Genomic DNA, 15,218 nt, shown 5'->3' with positions numbered 1-15,218 from the left:
GAAAAGGAGTTCCATCGCATGACGCTCGAATTCATTGGCCTCATCGGCCCCCAGGAGAGCAGTGAATCCCAGGCTCCCCGTGGCCCGCTTGTTGACCTGGACTTCATCAAGGCCTTCGCCCAGGCCCAGGAATACGCCGGGTTCGACAAGGCCCTGCTGGCGGTCAACACCAGTGCACCGGACTCGATGATCCTGGCCAGCTACGTCGCGGCGCTGACCGAACGCATCGGCCTGCTGGTGGCGCACCGCCCCGGCTTCCAGGCCCCTACCTTTGCCGCCCGCCAGTTCGCCACGCTCGACCAGCTCAGCCGTGGCCGTGCCTCGATCAACGTGATCACCGGCGGCGACAGCGGCGACCTGCAGCGCGACGGCGACTTTCTCGACAAGGATGCCCGCTACGCCCGCACCGACGAATACCTGCAGGTGCTGCACGATACCTGGACGCAGACCACGCCGTTCGACCATCACGGGCCACATTACCGGGTAGAAGACAACCTGACCCTGGTCAAACCCGTGGGCAAGTTGCCAGTCTACTTCTCCGGTGCCTCGGACGCGGCAGTGGAGGTTGCCGCCAGACACGCCGATGTCTACATGATGTGGGGCGAGCCGCTGGCACAAGTGCGCGAGCGCATTGCCCAGGTGCGCAAGGCTGCTGCCCGATACGGGCGGGAGGATCACATCCGCTTCAGCCTGTCGCTACGGCCGATCCTCGGGGCTACGGAAGAAGAAGCCTGGGCGCGGGCCGAGCGCATCCTGGCCGACGCCCGGCAACGCATCGGCATCCGCCAGGGCAACCGCCGCGAGAAGAATTTCGGTAAGAGCAACGCCGGTTCCGAACGCCTGGTGCAACTGGCCAGCCAGCGCAAGGTGCATGACACCCGGTTGTGGACCGAGATCGCGGCGCTGGGTGGCGGCGCTGGCAACTCGACCTCGCTGGTGGGCACGCCTGAGCAGGTGGCCGAGGCGGCGCTGGCTTACTACGAACTGGGCGTGAGCACCTTCCTGTTCCGTGGCTTCGAGCAGTTGCGCGATGCCGTGGAGTACGGGCAGGAGCTGATCCCGCGGATTCGCCAGCGGGTCGAGCAGTTCGAGGCGCAGCGCACCACCCGTAGCGCCTGATACCGCATTCCCCCGCTCGAGCGCCGTGCAGACGGCGCTCGCTGCCTGCCCGCTGAGCGATGTAGCCGACACTTTAAAATCAGCTTTACGCATTTAATGCGCTATACGTAATCAGTCATAGACATAATTAGGTTAGAACTAAAAAGACTTTCTCATCAATCTGAAAGTCCATTAGGTTCTACTTACCGACCCCGACATGGCGGAGGCAAATGGATTTGTGCCAGCCACCGTCGAGCCTTTCACAGGGCAGCCCAGCCGTTGCGCACATCCGAACCCAACCTTTTCGGAGCACACGACATGGGATTGTCCCGTAGAGAACTGATCACCCGCCTCGCCGCCATTGGCGGCTATTCGGCAGCCCTCGGCGCGCTGGGGAACAATGCCCTGGCCGCCACCTTCCAACCCCTGCAACTGGCTGCCAACGGCGGCAATGGCAAGCGCGTCGTGATCGTCGGCGGCGGCATTTCCGGGCTGGTGTCTGCCTACGAACTGCGCAAGGCTGGCTTTTCGGTCACCGTACTGGAAGCCCGCGAGCGCGTCGGCGGCCGGGTCTGGACCCTGCGCCAGGGCGACCGCATCGAACACAACGACGGCAGCTCGCAAACCGTCGAGTTCGACCCGGGCCACTTCTTCAATGCCGGCGCCGCGCGCCTGCCCAGCCATCACCTGACCATCCTCGGCTACTGCCGTGAGCTGGGCGTGGAGTTGCAGGTACTGGTCAACAGCAGCCGCAACGCCCTGGCCCAGCCGGACCTGGCCCGCCCGCCGCTGCTGCTGCGCCAGGCGGTCAACGATACCCGCGGGCACTTCAGCGAACTGCTGGCGCGCAGCATCAGCCGCAACAGCCTCGATGCCGAACTCAACAGCGCCCAGCGCAAGGCCTTGCTGGAGTTCCTCAAGGTCTATGGCGACCTCGACAGCCAGCAGCAGTACCGCGGCTCGGTACGCGCCGGCTACACCCGCTTTGCCGGCGCCGGCGACCAGACGCCGGTGCAGCGCCAGCCGGTGCCGCTGGATCAATTGCTGGACAGCAACCTGCTGCTGCCACTGGTATTCGACGAGATCCCCGAGTTCTCCTCGACCATGTTCCAGCCAGTCGGCGGCATGGACCAGATCCCCAAGGCCTTCTATCGCCAGGTCAAGGACAGCGTACGCCTGGGGGCCGAAGTGCTGGGGGTCGACACCGGCAACACCGGCGCCAGGGTGACCTGGCGCGATCGCAAGAGTGGCCAGCAGCATGTCGAGCACGCCGACTACGCCATCGTCACCTTGCCCCTGCCGTTACTGGCCAAGCTGCCGAACAACTTCGACAAAGCCTTCCGGCAAGCCATTGCCAGCGCCGAAGGCGACAAGGCCAACAAGGTCGCCTGGCAATCACCGCGCTTCTGGGAGACCGATTTCCAGATCTACGGCGGCCTCAGCTACATCAACCATGAGGCGCGCACCCTGTGGTACCCCAGCGATCACCTCAACAGCGCCCAGGGCGTGCTGGTTGCAACCTACAACACCGGCGAGGTGGCCCGGCTGTTTGCCGGCAAGTCGCTGCAGGAGCAGGTCGCCTCTTCGCGCCAGGCGGTGGAGTCGCTGCACCCCGGCCACAGCCACAAGCTTGGCCGGCCAGTGGTGGTGAACTGGTCAAAGATCCCGTTCAGCGAAGCCCCGTGGATCGTCCATGACGAGGTCGCACAGCCGGGCTACGACCTGCTCAACCAGCCCCAGGGCCGCACCTGGCTGGCCAGTGATGCCCTGGCCCATGGTGGCGTAGGCATCTGGCAGAACAGCGCAGCCGAATCCGCCCGCCGGGTGGTCGGCCTGATCGCCCGCCATGCCAGCCAGACCACCCGCGGCGTTGCCGCCTGACCTGCAAGGAACCTTGCCCATGCCTCGTCTTCTCCTGCTTGCCGGAGTGCTCATGTCGCTTAGCCTCAACGCCAACGCCGACGCCATCAAACGCATCGCGCCACCTGGCTCGAATTTTCCCATCTCGCAGCTGGTCACGGTACCGGCCGGCAGCCAGCTGACGTTTGTCAGTGGCACCCTGCCGGATGTGGCCGACCCCAAGGCCCCCAAGGGCAGCACGGCCGCACTGGGCAACACCGAAACCCAGACCCGTTCGGTGCTGAACAAGTTGCGCACGGCGCTGCACAGCCAAGGCCTGGACCTGGGCGACATCGTCCAGTTGCGGGTATTCCTGGTAGGCGACCCGGCCAACGGCGGCGCACTCGACTTCGCTGGCCTGCAAGCGGCCTACACCGAGTTCTTCGCCACTGCCGAACAACCCCGTACCCCGACCCGCACGGCCGTCCAGGTGGTGGCCCTGCCGCTGCCCGGTGCCCTGGTGGAAATCGACGCGATCGCAGCCAAGGCGCCGTGAGCGCGCCTGCCCTGCCAGACAAGGAAATGCGTGCATGAAGCAAGCTTTGAAATCGGCCCCGCTGTTCAGCGTGGCCCTGGCCGCCGGGCTGCACACTGCGCCCGGCCTGGCCGAGGAACCCGCCGCCCAGGCCCTCGGCACGGTGATCGTCACCGGCAACCGTGGCAGCGAGAAACGCACCGTCACCAGCAGCCCGGTGCCCATCGACGTGATCAGCGCCAGGCAACTGCAGGAAACCGGCAAGCCCGGCCTGATGGAAGCCCTCAGCGCCAGCGTGCCGTCGCTGACTCTGCCGGAAAAGACCGGCTGGGACGCCAGCGGCATGGCCCGCGCACCGAACCTGCGCGGGCTCAATGCCGCCCAGGTGCTGGTGCTGGTCAACGGCAAGCGCCGCCACACCAGCGCCACCCTGAACATCAGTGGCATCAATGCCGGTGCAGCGCCCAGCGACCTCGACCTCATCCCCATCGGCGCCATCGACCATGTCGAGGTACTGCGTGACGGCGCTGCCGCCCAGTACGGCTCCGACGCCATCGCCGGCGTGATCAACGTGATCCTCAAGGCCGACACCAGTGGCACCGCAGTGAGCACCGTCGGCCAAGGCTACGACGGCAAGAAACAGACCGTGCAGCAGAACCTGAACAAAGGCTTCGAGATCGGCAACGAGGGTATCGTCCAGCTGGCCCTCGACGCCCGCAGCCAGAACGACGACAACAAGGCCAGCGCCAACGGCTACAGCCAGGCCGAAGCCCTGGATCGCGCCGGCAAGGTCACCTACGGCGGCTATGGCACGCCAAAGATCAACCTGCTGACACTGGGCTACAACGCCGAACTGCCGCTGCAGGACGACCTTAGCCTCTATTCGTTCAGCACCTGGTCCTACCGCAAGGCCGAGCAAGGCCAGAACTTCCGCCTGCCGACCATCGTCAACACCATCACCACCGGCCCGAACGGGCGCCCTTCCGGCTACACGCCGACCTGGTACATCGAAGAATACGACTACCAGGCGGCGTTCGGCGCCAGGGGCTTGGCCGGCGAGTGGGACTGGGACCTGTCCAGCACCTACGGGCGAAACGAGGCTGAACAAGGCACCTGGAACAACCAGAACCCGTCCCTGGGCGAGGCCACGCCTGACCATTTCGAGTCTGGCACCTGGGTCAGCTCACAGCTGACCAGCAACCTCGACCTGCGTCGCAGCTTCGAAGTGGGCCTGGCCAAGCCGCTGGACCTCTCCTGGGGCCTCGAACAGCGCCGCGATACCTACCAGGTACAGGCCGGCGACTGGGCCAGCTGGGCCGACGGCGGGTACTGTGCGGCGCCTGGCAACTGCGCAGCGTCAGGCGCCCAGGTCACCAACGGCATCTCGCCTGCCGAAGCCAGCAGTGCCAGCCGCAACAGCTACGCGGGCTACCTGGATGTGGGTTTCAACCCGCTACCGCAGTGGTACTGGGGCGCGGCGCTGCGCTACGAGCACTACGACCGCGGCATCGGCGCCACGCGCAGCGGCAAGCTGACCACCCGCTACGAGTTGACCCCTGAACTGGCCGTGCGGGCCACGGTAAGCAACGGCTTCCGCGCCCCGTCGCTGGCCAACAGCCTGTTCAGCGCGCGCTCCACCACCTACGGTGTGGTCGATGGCGTGTACCAGTCGATCAACTACGGCGTACTGCCGGTGGACTCTGCCGCAGCCCAGGCACTGGGCGCCGAGCCGCTGAAACCGGAACGATCCACCAACTACAGCCTCGGCCTGACCTGGCAGCCCAGCGAGCGACTGGCCTTTACCGCCGATGCCTACCTGATCAACGTGCGCGACCGCATCACCCTGACCGGCACCCTGCTCGGCCCGGAAGTGACCCAGGCCCTGCTGGCCAATGGCATCGACTCGACCTCTGGCGGCCAGTACTTCACCAACGGCGCCAGCACCCGCACCAAAGGCCTGGACCTGGTGGGCAGTTACGACCAGGACCTGGGCAGCGCCGGGAGCGTGAAATGGACGGCGGCCTTCAACTGGAACGACACCGAGATCCTCGCCTACAAAGACAGCGTGAACATCCTCGGTACCTCATACGAGCTGATGAACCGCCAGGCGCGCAACCTGCTGACAGAGGTGCAGCCGCACACCAAGCTGATCCTCGGCGGCACCTGGCGCCTGGACCGCTACCGGGTCAACCTGGGGCTGACCCGCTACGGCTCATGGCGCGAGGTGAATGCGGCCAACGACCGCTCGCTGGACCGCGAGTACAAGGCGCGCTGGATCACTGACCTGGACGTCGGCTACCAGCTGACCAAAGACCTGGAGCTGGCGGTCGGGGCGCGCAACCTGTTCGACGTGTACCCCGAGCGCCAGGCACCGAGCAGCAAGACCATGGTCAAGGGGTACGGCGTTTATTCGCCGTATGGTTTCACCGGGGGGTACTACTTCGGGCGGCTGACCTACACCTTCTGAGGACCCTGGGGCTGTTCTGCAGCCCCACGTCCTACCGGCTGAACCGCTTGATTGGCAAGCCGAGGCTCTCGCGCAAGGTCGTGCCCTCATACGCCGTGCGATAAACCCCACGCTCCTGCAGCAATGGCACCACCTCTTCGGTAAAGCGGCGGAACTGCCCCGGGTGGCCAATATAGATATTGAACCCGTCCAGCGCCCTCGCCTCGAACCACTCGGCCATCTTCGCTGCCACCGTCGAAGCCGAGCCAACGAAGGCCCCCGGGCGCAGCTGGCGGCCGAATTCCACCGCCTGGCGCAGGCTGAACCCCTTCGCCAATGCCTGATCGGCAATCCGCTTGGCGTTGGTGAAGAAACTGCTGCGCGCGTATTCGAGGCTCTGCTGCGGGAACGGTGCGTCGAGATCGTACTGACTGAAATCATGCCAGCCGAAATTGCGGCCGAATTCCTTCAGCGCCAGTTCGAAGCTGTGGTCGGCCTGGTGATAGTGACGCTCAATTTCACGGGCATGCTCGTCGGTATCGCCCACATGAATTTCCGCCCCCGGCAGCACCAGCAACTGCTCCGGATCGCGCCCCAGGCGCGCGGCACGCCCCTTGATGTCGCGGTAGAAAGCCTGGCCCTGCTCGATGCTCGCGGCGTGGGTGAACACCACGTCGGCGGTGGCGGCGCCCAGGTCACGGCCCTGCTCGGAATCGCCCGCCTGGAAAATCACCGGCTGCCCCTGTGGCGAGCGCTGGATGTTCAACGGGCCGACCACCGAAAAGTGCTCCCCCTTGTGGTCCAGGCTGTGCAATTTCGTGGGGTCGAGGAATCGCCCGCTGGCCCGGTCACGGGGGAAGGCATCGTCTTCGTAGGAATGCCACAGGCCTTGCACCACCTGCACATGCTCCTTGGCCCGGGCATAGCGGGTGTCGTAATCGTAATGCTCATCCAGCCCGTAGTTGCCGGCGGTGCCAGCATCGCCGCTGGTGACCACGTTCCAGCCCGCGCGGCCCTTGCTGATCAGGTCCAGGGAGGCAAGCCGGCGGGCGACGTTGAACGGTGCGTTGTAGGAGGTGGTGAGCGTACCGACCAGGCCCAGATGGCGAGTACTGACCGCCAGCGCCGAAAGCAGGGTCAGCGGCTCCAGGCGGTTGAGGTAGTGCGACGGTGAGCCTGGGGTGATGAACTGGCTGTCGACGATGAACATCAGGTCGAACAGCGCCGCCTCTGCCTGTCGGGCGATATCGATGTACCAGTCGATGTTGACGCTGGCGTCGGCTGGCAGTTCGGGGTCGAGCCACAGGTTGTGCCGCCCCGGGCCACCGCAGCCCATGGTCAGCGCGCCGAGTTTGATCTGTCGTTTGCTCATGGTAAACCCTGTCAACGGCTGCTGGTAACGGGCGCCTGGAAGGCCGCGCCAAATGAGGTATCGAACAGGTCCGCCGCTGGATAGGCTTTGATCAGGCCAAGCCCGGCGAAGAAATCCACGGTCTTCTGCGCATCGACGATGACCTGCGGGTTCAGTGGCGCAAGGTCGGTGCGTGCGCGGGCGAACCAGGTGCGGGCGATGTCACGGTCGGCGCGGGTGCGCTGGGCCCAGGCATCGGCGTAGGCTTCGGTATTGGCCGGGTTGTCGAGGGTCCAGTCGCGGGCCTGTTTCAGCCGCTGCAGGAAGTCGGCGATCTGCGCGCGCTTTTGCTCCACGGCCTTGCTGTTGGCGACCACGAAGCTCTGCGCCGGGATCACCCCTTCGGCGGTGGCCAGCACACGGGCGCCCTGGCGCTCCTGCTGGGTGACATACGGCTCCCAGGTTGCGATCACGTCGACCGCACCGCCATCCAGGGCGTGGGAGGCATCGAGGGCGCTGAGGTAGCGCAGTTCGAGGGAGTCGCGGGGCACGCCCGCCTTGTCCAGGGCGCTGAACAGCAGCTGCTGGCTCCACGAGCCCTTCCAGATCGCCGCGCGTTTGCCGCGCAGGTCCTGCAGGCTGTGGATCGACGAATCCTTGCGGGCAAGAATGGCGACCCCGGCAAGGTTCTGGCGGCTGACCGCGATCACCTTGATCGGTGCCCCCAAGGCACCGAGAAACAGCGGTGGTGCATCGCCGAGCAGGCCGATGTCCAGGCTGCCGACATTCAGGGCCTCGGCCACCGGTGACCCGGCGGTGAATTGCTTCCACTCCAGGGTATAGGGCAGGTCTTCGAGCACCCCCGCCGCTTCCATGACGGCGCGGGCGTTGTAGCTCTGGTCTCCGACCACCAGCGTCTGGGCAGCGGCGGCAAGGCTGAAGGTGGTGGCCAGCAGCGTGGCGGCCAGGTGTTTGATGTAGCGCACGTTCGTCTCCGGATACCCGCCTGGGGTATGTGAGGCGATCCGCACGTGCGGTCTCGTCCAGGGTTTATTTATAGCCCTAAGGCATTGATGTTCAGTTTTTTATAATCTAAAGCGTGTTTTGGTACCTGTGAAATGCACATTAGGCATAACGTCATGCCTTTGGCTGCGCCTATTTCAAAACAGAACCATCGCCCTGTAAATGCATTTTTTGCATATTAGCTTATTATTATTTTGCATTTTGAGAATAGAAAAGGGATTTGCTAGGGTTACTTCAAACCCGAAAGCCGAGCCTGACCCATGACCGAGAACCTGCGCCCGGAGCGCTTGCGTCATTTCATCGACCGCTTCGCCGCGTTGCTGGACCAGCAACCTGACGAGACCACCCTGCTCGACCATGGCCAGCAGCTGCTGGCCGAGCTGGTAGCCCAGGACGACTGGTTACCGGGCGAGCTTGCCCAACCCGATCCCCATCGCTACCAGCAGTACCTGTTGCATTGCGACTCGCGGCAACGCTTTTCGGTGGTGAGCTTCGTCTGGGGCCCTGGGCAACAGACCCCCATCCATGACCACCGGGTCTGGGGCCTGATCGGCATGCTGCGCGGCGCCGAGCTCGCCCAAAGCTTCGCCCGCGACGCGCAGGGCGCACTGCGGCCCGAAGGCGCGCCGATGCGCCTGGCGCCCGGCCAGGTGGAGGCAGTGTCGCCGCGTATCGGCGACATTCATCGAGTCAGCAATGCCTTCGCCGACCAGGTATCGATCAGCATCCATGTCTACGGCGGCAACATCGGCGCGGTAAAGCGCGCCGTGTACAGCGAGGACGGCAGCGAAAAGCCGTTCATTTCCGGCTACTCCAATACCCACCTGCCCAACATCTGGGACCTGTCCAAAGAGAACCCTGCCCGATGAGCACCGTCACCACCCGTCACTACCGCGACATCCGCCGAGCCCTGCTGGCCCGGGAGGAGCTGGCCCTGATCGACGTGCGCGAAGAAGACCCGTTCGCCCAGGACCATCCCCTCTTCGCTGCCAACATTCCCCTGTCGAAACTGGAACTGGAGGTGTTCGCCCGGGTGCCGCGGGCAGACACCGCCATCACCGTCTATGACAATGGTGAAGGCCTTGCCGCCACAGCCGCGCAGCGCCTGTTGGCGCTGGGCTACAGCGATGTGGCCATACTCGAAGGCGGCCTGGCCGGCTGGCGCGCCGCCGGTGGCGAGTTGTTCCGCGACGTCAACGTGCCCAGCAAGGCGTTTGGCGAACTGGTGGAAAGCGTGCGGCACACGCCGTCGCTGGCCGCCGAACACGTGCAGGCACTGCTGGACGAAAAGGCCGATGTGGTGGTGCTCGATGCCCGCCGTTTCGACGAGTACCAGACCATGAGCATCCCGGGCGGCATCAGCGTGCCCGGCGCCGAGCTGGTGCTGCGCGTGGCTGAACTGGCGCCGGACCCAGGCACCCAGGTGATCGTCAACTGTGCCGGGCGCACCCGCAGCATCATCGGTACCCAGTCACTGGTCAACGCCGGCATCCCCAACCCGGTGGCGGCCTTGCGCAACGGCACCATCGGCTGGACCCTCGCCGGCCAGCAACTGGCCCATGGTCAGCAGCGGCGCTTCACTGAAGTCGGCGCCGCCACCCGTGCCAATGCCGCACGCCAGGCCCGAAGCGTAGCCGACCGTGCCGGGGTCCTGCGCCTGGACCGGGCCGGGCTTGCGCAATGGCAGGCCGAAGCCGGCCGCACCACCTACCTGTTCGACGTGCGCACGCCCGAGGAGTACAGCGCCGGGCACCTGCCTGGCAGCCGCTCGGTGCCGGGTGGTCAGCTGGTACAGGAAACCGACCATGTGGCCAGCGTTCGCGGCGCGCGCATCGTACTGGTGGATGATGACGGTGTACGCGCCAACATGAGCGCCTCGTGGCTGGCACAAATGGGTTGGCAAGTGGCCGTGCTCGACGGTTTGGCCCCGGCTGACTTCAACCACACGGGTGAATGGCAGCCGCCACTGCCCGAACTGCCCGCAGCCAACCAGATCAGTGTCGAGCAGCTGTCCAGCTGGCTACAGCAAGACGGCACTGTGCTGCTGGACTTCACCGCCAGCGCCAACTACGTCAAGCGCCATATCCCCGGTGCCCACTGGGCTATCCGTGCGCAGCTGGCCGAGGCCCTGGAACGTTTACCGCAAGCCAGCCGCTACGTGCTGACCTGCGGCAGCAGCCTGCTGGCGCGCTTCGCCGCCCAGGACTTGCAGGCCCTCACCCGCACCCCGGTCTACCTGCTCGAAGGCGGCACTGCGCGCTGGATCGCTGCGGGGCTGCCGCTGGAAAGCGGCGAAACACAGCTCACCGTGCCACGCAGCGATCGCTACCGCCGCCCTTACGAGGGCACGGACAACCCTCGCGAAGCGATGCAGGGCTATCTGGACTGGGAATTCGGCCTGATTGCGCAACTTGAGCGCGATGGCACCCACGGGTTCAGGGTGCTCTGACGCTGAACGAGCGACCGTGCTGGTAAACCGATCCCGCTAATTTCGAGCATGCTGAAGGTGTTCAAACCCAAAGCGGCGTATGGGCGCAGCGTTCAGGATGTGATCCAGAGTGTGAGGCTTGAGAAAGCTCGACGCCTGCTCGCGGGCTCGCGCCTGAGCGTCGACGACATCGCATCGCAGATCGGCTATCGAGACGCCACGGCCCTTCGCCGTCTGATGCTGAAACACACCGGGACAACACCCAGCCAGTTCAGGCTACGCCAGCGCTGACGCAGTTGACCGCGTCGCCCATTGCCGTAGAATCGCGCGCCCGAAATTCAAAACGCCTGCGAGAGGGAGCTTCAGTGCAACGGGTGATGATCATTGGCCAGCCAGGAGCCGGGAAAAGTACCCTGGCGCGCAAGCTTGGCGAGCGCACGGGCTTGCCGGTCGTGCATATCGACACGATTCACTGGCAGCCAGGGTGGGTCGAGCGCAGCCGGGACGAAAAGACCCGTCTTTGCCATGAGGTCGAGGCCCGTGAGCGCTGGATCTTCGAAGGCGGGCATTCGACCACCTGGAACAGCCGGCTGGCCCGCGCTGACATGTTGATCTGGATTGACCGCTCGGCGCCGCTTCGATTCTGGCGCGTCCTGCTCAGAACGCTGTTGAACCGCGGTCGATCCCGGCCCGACTTGCCGGACAACTGCCCGGAATTGCTGGCCAATCTGCCGGCGTTTCTCAGGTTCATGTGGCAGACCAGAACCTCGTCGCGGGAGGCGATGAGGCGATTGGTGGCAACCGCCCCATCGGGCTGTCGCGTGGTCTGCCTGCGGAGCAATCGGGATACCGATGTCTTCCTCGCGACGCTCGGCACGCAGCCTGAGCAGGTCAAGCAGGCTCATTAGAGCCCGGTTCGCGCTTGTCTGGCTGCAAGCGCGTGCCATTGCGGCGTTAAAAATGCGCTTTGAACAAGACGCTCAGCGCATTCTGGTCGGTTGGAAACCCGTGGCTGTCCTCGATCCCGTATTTGTCCGACCAGTAATCCCATTCCACACCAGCGTAAAACCGCTTGGCCGTGTACCCCAGCGCTTTGCCGACGTCGTACTTGATCTGCGGGTTGAAGTGAAAACTCTTGGCCACGTAGTTCGAGGTGCCCTTGCGGCCGACGTCATTTACATACCACTCAAGGTACCCGTCAAACAGAATGTCGGAACGGCCCAACGGGAGGGTCATCGCCCAGGTCGGGTTGATCTGCCACTGCCCCGCTGCCTTGCCGGTGATGCCATCGGGCTTGCGATAGTAGGTGTTGAGCGAAAAGCGATCGAACCCTGGCAGCAGCAGGTCCACCGCTGGCCCAAGCAGGTACCGGCGAATGCGCCCCTCGCCACGCTCGTAGGTGGCGGCGATCAGCACATCCTTGATCACGCCGTAGCGCAGGTTCTGCCCGCTGACCTTGCCCAGCGACAGCCGCGGTGAAAACTCCCCGTAATAGGTGTAGCCCTCCTTACCGGACAATCCGTTCGACCATTTGTTGTCGACGAACAGGAACACATCACCCCAGGTCCAGCCGCTGGCATGTTCGTAAGTGATGGTTTGCTGGATGTCGTTGCCGGTGCCATCGAACTTGTAATTGTGGCCGTAGAGATAACTGAGGCTGTTGTCGCTCCACATCAGTGGAGCGGCCTGGGCGGTGGCAGTGGCCAGGCTGCAGAGCGGCAGCAAGCCGTGGCAGAACCAGGCGAGAGGGTTGAGTTTCATGGCTATCCCTTGGGTCGAGGTCGGTGAGGGTTACCGGCAAGGGATAACGGACAGACCTCGTCTCTGGCCACGCAGCAACGCATGGCGCCACCCTTGCCGGGTGCGCGGCATAAAGCCGCCAGAGCAATGTCCCATGCCCGGATTGGGCACTGACCGCTTCTACTCGGGCCTGCCCTTGCAGGGCGCGTGCCAGTAGATCGAATACAGTTTAGAGTGCCGATTGTGGCCAATCAAAGCCAACACTGAATACCATCCGCACTGCTATTGCAGCACCTTATTGGCGCTGTCAGCCGCCTGCGTGCACTGTTGCGGCCCATTGCCCTGCCCCGGCTGCACGCGCCAAGCCGCCATTGGCCGGGAATGAGCGGCTTGCAAAAGCTGGCACGCTTCTGGCTAAACAGACTTCCGAGTAGAAGCGGTCAGTGCCCGAACCAGGCACGGGACATTGCTCTTGCGCCCCTGACCGGGCGTACATCCGAGTGGATGATTGCACGCGGGCTATCGGCCCTGGGCAAGAGAGCAACGTCAATCGTGAACGCTCGCTCTCCTCCCGTTGCATTGCTTCTCCACTCGGGCTTCTCGCCGCGGGGCCGACCAGGGCCCCCGACGGATTTCGAATCGAGGTGGAGAACAATCATGAAAAACCGCTTTGGCTTGACTCAACCGCTTCGCTCGCTGCTGGCAGGGCTCGGTGTGCTGCTGGCGGGCGCGCCACCGGCCATGGCCGGCGATCAGGTCGTGCTGCTGACCTCCTGGTACGCCCAGGCCGAACAGGGCGGCTTCTACCAGGCCCTCGCCGAGGGCTTGTACGAGAAAGAAGGGCTGGAGGTGACCATCCGCATGGGTGGCCCGCAGGTCAATGGCATGCAGTTGCTGGTCAGCCGGCAAGCCGACTTCATCGTCAACTACGACCTGCAGATCCTCAAGAGCGTGGAGCAAGGCCTGCCGGTGGTGGCGGTGGCCGCGCCGTTTCAGGGTGACCCGCAGGGCTTGATGACCCACGCCGACGTCTCCGGCCTGGACGGGCTGAACAACAAGCAGGTGCTGGTATCGACGTCCGGCCAGCAAACCTGGTGGCCCTGGCTCAAGGGCAAGTACCAGCTGCAGGACAGCCAGGCCCGCCCTTATACCTTCAACCTGCAGCCCTTCCTCGCTGGCGCCGACACCACCCAGCAGGCCTACGCCAGCTCGGAACTGTTCCAGGCCATCAAGGCCGGTCAACAGCCCAACTTCTTCCTGTTCGCCGATGCCGGTTACCCGCCCTACGGTTCGACCGTCGCCACCCGGCAGGACCTCATCGAGCAGCATCCACAGCGTGTCGCGGCGTTCGTGCGCGCCTCGCTCGAGGGCTGGAAGCGCTATCTGGACAACCCCGGCGCAGGTAATGCGCTGATCAAGCGTGACAACCCCAACATGAGCGATGAACTGCTGGCCTGGGGCGTCTCGACCCTCAAGCAACACCAGTTGCTGACCCGCGGCGACGCGGCTGTCCACGGCATTGGCACCATGAGTGACGCGCGCTGGCAGGCGACCCGCGATTTCATGGTCGAGGCTGGCCTGCTTGGCGCTGGCGCGCCCTGGCAGAAGGCCTACACCACACGCTTCGTGCAGGACCTCCATGTGTTGCCCGACAGCAACCAGGCTGCCAGCCGCTGACCCGTTCAGGCACTTGAACCCCTAAGGAACCGAATCATGTTGGTCACCAAACAACCCATATTGCGTCGCTTCTGGTACGCCCTTCTGCCGATGTCCGCACTGGACGACGGGCCAAAGCCTTTCACCCTGCTCGGAGAAGCCCTGGTGCTGTGGAAACGCCCCGACGGCACGCCGGTAGCCATGCGCGACCGCTGCTGCCACCGTACCGCCAGGCTGTCCAAAGGCTTTGTCAGCGAAGACGGCAACATCGCCTGCGGCTACCACGGCTGGGAGTACGACTGCACGGGCGCCTGCGTGAAGATCCCGCAGAACCCGACAGGGGCAATCCCGGCCGGGGCAGCCGTCAAGGCTTACCACTGCCAGGCGCGTTACGGCTATGCCTGGGTGGCGCTGGACGATCCGCTGCAGCCGATCCCCGACTTCCCCGAGGATGGCGCCCCTGGTTACCGGCGCATCTTCCAGTTCTACGAAGAATGGAAAACCAGCCCGCTGCGGGTCATGGAAAATTCATTCGACAACTCGCACTTCTCGTTTGTGCACAAGGCCAATTTCGGTCTGTTCGACCAGCCGCAACCGGCCAGCTACGCGTTCCGCGAGACCGACTACGGGTTCGAAGCCGAGACACGCGTGCCGGTCCGCAACCCCGAGGCCAGCTTCGCCATCACCGGCAGCCGTGCGCCGATCACCGAGCGCCACCTGGTCAACCGCTATTACCTGCCGTTCTCGCGACGCTTCGGCTGCATGTACCCGGAGAGTGGCATCCATCACATCATCTACAACTGCGCCACACCGATCGATGACGGGCGCCTGATGCTGGTGCAGTGGCTGTACCGCAACGACAGCGAAGCACAGTGCTCGACCCAGGCGCTGATCGACTGGGACGCAGCGATCACCGCCGAGGACCGAGACATTCTCGAGGCCACTGACCCCGACGCCTGCGTCGATACCCGTCGGCGCGTCGAGCTGCACATGCCCTCCGACAAGCCCGGCCTGGTGATCCGCCGGCAATTGCTGGGCCTGCTCGAAGCCCATGGCGAAAGCGAAGTGTTCGCCAGCCATTGAATGCCGTTCAGCGCCCCGG

13 protein-coding genes are annotated in these 15,218 nt (G+C 64.6%); 10 read left to right on the top strand and 3 right to left on the bottom strand.

The features are described from left to right. Nucleotides 1-18: 18 nt before the first annotated feature. The 4 genes from ACQKPS_RS02895 to ACQKPS_RS02880 all read left to right on the top strand — a co-directional run bounded on the left by ACQKPS_RS02895 (nt 19) and on the right by ACQKPS_RS02880 (nt 5,939). Nucleotides 19-1,119 (top strand): LLM class flavin-dependent oxidoreductase, encoded by a 1,101-nt coding sequence (locus ACQKPS_RS02895; protein WP_283724291.1) that lies wholly within the window; start codon nt 19-21, stop codon nt 1,117-1,119. A 297-nt stretch (nt 1,120-1,416) separates the two neighbouring features. Beyond that, complete coding sequence (locus ACQKPS_RS02890; protein ID WP_427602608.1) at nt 1,417-2,979, top strand: flavin monoamine oxidase family protein; 1,563 nt, start codon at nt 1,417-1,419, stop codon at nt 2,977-2,979. A gap of 19 nt (nt 2,980-2,998) precedes the next feature. Then, nucleotides 2,999-3,493, top strand: coding sequence for a RidA family protein (locus ACQKPS_RS02885; protein ID WP_283724288.1), 495 nt, complete (start codon nt 2,999-3,001; stop codon nt 3,491-3,493). Between the two features lie 34 nt (nt 3,494-3,527). After that, nucleotides 3,528-5,939: a TonB-dependent receptor plug domain-containing protein gene (locus tag ACQKPS_RS02880; protein ID WP_427602606.1), complete on the top strand. Its 2,412-nt coding sequence runs from the start codon at nt 3,528-3,530 to the stop codon at nt 5,937-5,939. 31 nt (nt 5,940-5,970) lie between these two features. On the opposite strand, the gene ACQKPS_RS02875 is transcribed toward ACQKPS_RS02880, so the two are convergent. Both ACQKPS_RS02875 and ACQKPS_RS02870 read right to left on the bottom strand, forming a co-directional pair. Then, complete coding sequence (locus tag ACQKPS_RS02875) at nt 5,971-7,290, bottom strand: LLM class flavin-dependent oxidoreductase (RefSeq protein ID WP_254479942.1); 1,320 nt, start codon at nt 7,288-7,290, stop codon at nt 5,971-5,973. Nucleotides 7,291-7,301: 11 nt separating this feature from the next. Further along, entirely contained in the window at nt 7,302-8,255 is a 954-nt protein-coding gene (locus tag ACQKPS_RS02870) for an ABC transporter substrate-binding protein (protein WP_254479943.1), read from the bottom strand. Between the two features lie 297 nt (nt 8,256-8,552). Between ACQKPS_RS02870 and ACQKPS_RS02865 the strand changes: the two genes are divergently transcribed. From ACQKPS_RS02865 to ACQKPS_RS02850, 4 genes are all read left to right on the top strand, one after another. Next, nucleotides 8,553-9,161: a cysteine dioxygenase gene (locus tag ACQKPS_RS02865; protein WP_427602603.1), complete on the top strand. Its 609-nt coding sequence runs from the start codon at nt 8,553-8,555 to the stop codon at nt 9,159-9,161. Next, nucleotides 9,158-10,741, top strand: a complete 1,584-nt coding sequence (locus ACQKPS_RS02860) for a rhodanese-related sulfurtransferase (RefSeq protein ID WP_427602601.1) — start codon at nt 9,158-9,160, stop codon at nt 10,739-10,741. Before ACQKPS_RS02865 ends, ACQKPS_RS02860 begins: the two co-directional genes overlap by 4 nt. A gap of 48 nt (nt 10,742-10,789) precedes the next feature. Next, nucleotides 10,790-11,011, top strand: coding sequence for a helix-turn-helix domain-containing protein (locus ACQKPS_RS02855; RefSeq protein ID WP_427602599.1), 222 nt, complete (start codon nt 10,790-10,792; stop codon nt 11,009-11,011). Nucleotides 11,012-11,085: 74 nt separating this feature from the next. Further along, nucleotides 11,086-11,628 (top strand): AAA family ATPase, encoded by a 543-nt coding sequence (locus ACQKPS_RS02850; RefSeq protein ID WP_313201122.1) that lies wholly within the window; start codon nt 11,086-11,088, stop codon nt 11,626-11,628. A 46-nt stretch (nt 11,629-11,674) separates the two neighbouring features. Here ACQKPS_RS02850 and ACQKPS_RS02845 read toward each other — a convergent pair whose 3' ends face one another. Beyond that, a complete protein-coding gene (locus ACQKPS_RS02845) occupies nt 11,675-12,481 on the bottom strand; it encodes a hypothetical protein (protein ID WP_427602597.1) in 807 nt (268 codons plus the stop codon). A gap of 636 nt (nt 12,482-13,117) precedes the next feature. On the opposite strand from ACQKPS_RS02845, the gene ACQKPS_RS02840 reads away from it, so the two are divergent. Continuing rightward, complete coding sequence (locus ACQKPS_RS02840; RefSeq protein WP_427602595.1) at nt 13,118-14,137, top strand: ABC transporter substrate-binding protein; 1,020 nt, start codon at nt 13,118-13,120, stop codon at nt 14,135-14,137. A 36-nt stretch (nt 14,138-14,173) separates the two neighbouring features. Beyond that, nucleotides 14,174-15,199, top strand: a complete 1,026-nt coding sequence (locus ACQKPS_RS02835; RefSeq protein ID WP_427602593.1) for a Rieske 2Fe-2S domain-containing protein — start codon at nt 14,174-14,176, stop codon at nt 15,197-15,199. Nucleotides 15,200-15,218 lie beyond the last annotated feature (19 nt).

It is taken from the genome of Pseudomonas sp. NPDC086566 (assembly GCF_050280885.1).
Taxonomy (GTDB): domain Bacteria; phylum Pseudomonadota; class Gammaproteobacteria; order Pseudomonadales; family Pseudomonadaceae; genus Aquipseudomonas; species Aquipseudomonas vlassakiae.
This window is presented reverse-complemented; position numbering and strand designations above follow the sequence as displayed.